The sequence below is a fragment of the Methylophaga sp. UBA2689 genome, from assembly GCA_002354555.1.
In the GTDB taxonomy this organism is placed as follows: Bacteria; Pseudomonadota; Gammaproteobacteria; order Nitrosococcales; family Methylophagaceae; genus Methylophaga.
The window spans coordinates 3,359-7,166 of the sequence record DELT01000016.1; the positions used below are offsets into that span (position 1 = coordinate 3,359).

The window sequence follows — 3,808 nt, forward strand, 5'->3', positions numbered from 1 at the left end:
ATGCCTGGCAGCATCAAAGTGATATTGATATCACTACCCACCCCTGGTTTTCGGAAGCTACCGTCGATGATGTGAGCACAACTCAATCCTATCTGCTCACCGAAATATTTTCCCCAGCGCAAACCTACTCAGTCAAATTGCCTGACAGTGATGCCGTTTTATCGATCACCGTAGAATTGACAGGATTGTCTACTTTGCTGAGAAACCGTCATCGAGATAATGAGACGGAAATATTTTTCTATCCACAAACGGGTGGAGTTATTGCCTCCAATCAACCTGCAGAACAAATTATTCCGTTGCCAGAAGCGCCAAGACTGGAACTGACGAACGAGCAACTGGCGATAATTGAAGAAAACCCGATATTACGGGTGAGTAGTGAGAAAGACTGGCCGCCGTTAAATTTTTCCAGTAACGGTGTACCTATGGGGTATGCCGTAGATGTGCTGAATTACATTTCACGGATGAGCGGTTTGGAGATGCAGTTTATTACGGGAGACAATTGGCAACAGCTAGCAACACAGTTTGTCGATGGTGAGCTGGAAATCATGCAGCCGGTTTTTTACAGTGAATTTCGTAATTTTATGGGCGAAATGACCATCCCGTTTGTCGATGTTCCTTACGGCATTATCACCTCTTCCGAGTTGCCTGTTACACGTATTACAGAGTTGAACAGTAAAACGGTTGCCATCCCCGAGGGCTGGTCATTAACCGGCAGGTTGCAGGCAGAGTTTCCTGATATCAATATTATTGAAGTGGAAACCACTCGCGAGGTTTTTGAAGTTGTTATCCGTGGGGAGGCTGATGCCGGAATGGATACGGCAATTACGTTGCAATATATCACCGCTCAGGAATATACAGATGAGATAACGGTACATCAGGGCGTGGACTTCTCGCCAGCAGAATTGCCTACCGGGCTACATTTTATGGTGAATCGACAAAACACTGGGCTTACCAACATCTTTAACCGGGCACTGGAAAATTTATCGGATAGTCATCATCAGGCCTTAGTTGATAAGTGGTTTAATTCCATAAATATGGAAGGTAATCCCCAGGCATTTCGTCTGGAGCGTTTTAAAAGTGATGCGCTACAGGTTTCCGATGAGCTGCAATCGATAAGACTTAATGAACAGGATTATTATGTCTATCATCAGGCTATTGCCATCAATGATGTGGAACCACAGTACCTCACTATCATTTCGCCACAGAATACGCTGATGACCCAGGTGTGGAGCAAAACTCAAAATGCCATGCTGGTTGCCGGCCTGATGTTGTTACTCCTATTGCCGCTCAGTTGGTGGTTTGCTTCGCTAATATTGTCTGCCGTAAAAAAACTTCAGACAAATATTGAGCATATTCAACAGCGTCAATTTTCTGCGGTAGACGTTCCAGCTCATCACTTAATAGAAATCGATGCATTAAGTGAAAACTTACACGATCTGTCACAGACAATTCGAACTTATCAACAAACACAACAGCAATGGACCGATTCTTTGATTGAGTCAGTAGCCCATGCGATTGATGCAAAATCATCTTATCCAACACGTCATTGTGTGCTGGTACCCGAGCTGTCGATGTTATTGGCAAACGAAGCAGATAAATCAAACGAGCAGATTTTTAAACATTTCAAACTGGATGATGAAGGCAAACAGCGGGAATTTCGTTTGGCAGCCTGGTTACATAGCATTGGAAAAATCACCACTCCGGAATATCTGGTTGATAAACGTACTAAGCTGGAAATGATCTATAACCGGATTCACGAGATCCGTATGCGCTTTGAGGTGTTGTGGCGTGATGCCGAAATAGAGTTTTGGCAACAAACAGTGCAACGACCTGAAAATCGTGAAATGAATGAAGAAGCGTTAAAGGTGAAGCAACTGCAGCTAAAAGATGACTTTGCTTTTGTTGCTCAATGCAATATTGGTACAGAATTTATGGATCAGAATACCAATGAAAGATTGAAACGGCTGGCGAAAATCACCTGGGAACGACATTTTGATGATCAGTTAGGGCTCTCTCCAGTAGAGCTGGATCAGCAAACTGCTGCAACAACTACGCTTCCTGTGACTGAACAGCTGCTGGCAGATAAAGCGGAACATATTATTCCTCGCAATCAGAAAGCAGCTGAGGATGCCTGGGCCGGGGAGAATCTGAACCAACCGGAATACGGTTTTAATCATGGTGAACTCTACAACCTGACCATTGAGTCCGGTACCCTGACCAAAGAAGAGCGTTTCAGAATCAATGAACACATTCTGACCACTATCAAAATGCTTGAAGCCTTACCATATCCTGAGGAGCTTTCAACTATTCCGCGTTATGCAACAACACATCTTGAAACAATGAATGGGACTGGCTATCCACGGGGGCTCACTGCTGACGATTTATCAGTCCCTGAACGCATCATTATGCTGGCCAATGTTTTTGAAGCACTGACAGCTGCAGATCGCCCCTATAAAAAAGCCAAAACCCTCAGCGTAGCCATTTTCATTCTGCATCAGCTGGTTGAGCAGGAGTTGATGGATAGGGATGTGTTTGAATTATTCCTCACCAGTGGCGTGTACAAACAATACGCCGAAAAGTTTATGACCTCAGAACAAATTGATGAAGTCGATATCAGCAAGTTTCTGCGAGAAGAGGAACGTTATATTTAGCTTAAGCGTTATAATGGATTAACCAATTCTGGTGTTTGTAGTGAGTACTTAATGGCAATTCAGTGGTTCCCCGGACATATGCACAAAGCCGGGCTGGAGATGAAAAAAATTCTGCCGCAGATGGATCTCATCATCGAAGTGCTGGATGCCCGACTTCCATACAGCAGCTCCAACCCCATGCTGGCGGCTATTCGAGGTGATAAACCCTGTCTTAAGGTGCTAAACAAGGCCGATCTGGCTGATCCGCAACTGACTGAAATCTGGCAACAATATCTTGAGCAGGAGCAGGGAATCAAAACCCTGGTTCTGTCTGCCAATGAGACTTCTCGTGGCAAGGAATTAATTGCGATGTGCCAAAAACTGGTACCGCATAAAGCCAGCAGTGTTAAAAAAATTCAGGCACTGATAATGGGTATTCCCAATGTTGGTAAATCGACATTGATAAATGCACTTGCCGGGCGACAGATAGCCAAAACTGGTAATGAACCTGCTGTGACCAAGGTTCAGCAACGTATTATCGTTGATGATGTGGTGGTATTACATGATACCCCGGGAGTGTTATGGCCCAATCTGGAAAATCATGACAGTGGGTATCGTTTGGCGATTACCCATGCCATTAAAGAAACTGCTTTTGAGAATCATGATATTGCCTTATACGCTGTCAAGTATCTTATGCAGCAATATCCTGAAGCTTTGTTCAGTAGATTTCATGTCGATGACATCACTGACCATGAACAAACGATGTTGGAAAAAATGGCCCAGAAGCGTGGTTGTATTAAAGCCGGTGGTGTGGCCGATATTGAGCGGATAAGTAAAATTCTGCTCACTGAATTACGCAATGGTCAGCTTGGCAGACTGACGCTGGAAACTCCTGAGATGACTGAACGGGAGTGGTTGCAGGTAATACAGAGACGTGAAGAAAAAGCGGCCAAAAAAGCCGCACGTAAAAATAAACGGTGATCCTCTTCAGCAGAATAGATTTATTTCTGTAACATCTGCTTTCTGAAATTGTCTGTAGAGTAATGGTTGTGGAGAATTTTGTTATGCGATTTTTAACGGTATTACTGATGTTTATGCTGGCAGGTTGTGCGGCGACAAAACCCTCGATATACGCTAAATCTCATAATGACATCGCTTATGAAGAGGTGCTGCAGAAT

2 protein-coding genes are annotated in these 3,808 nt (G+C 44.1%); both read left to right on the forward strand.

The annotated features are described in order from the left end of the window. The coding region (locus tag B3M51_RS01675; protein ID WP_292756398.1) for an HD domain-containing phosphohydrolase at nt 1-2,651 on the forward strand (2,651 nt) is incomplete at its 5' end. Between the two features lie 51 nt (nt 2,652-2,702). Beyond that, nucleotides 2,703-3,611 carry a ribosome biogenesis GTPase YlqF gene (ylqF, locus tag B3M51_RS01680; protein ID WP_292756399.1) on the forward strand — a complete coding sequence of 303 codons (909 nt, stop codon included), beginning with the start codon at nt 2,703-2,705 and terminating at the stop codon, nt 3,609-3,611. The last annotated feature ends 197 nt before the right edge of the window (nt 3,612-3,808 follow it).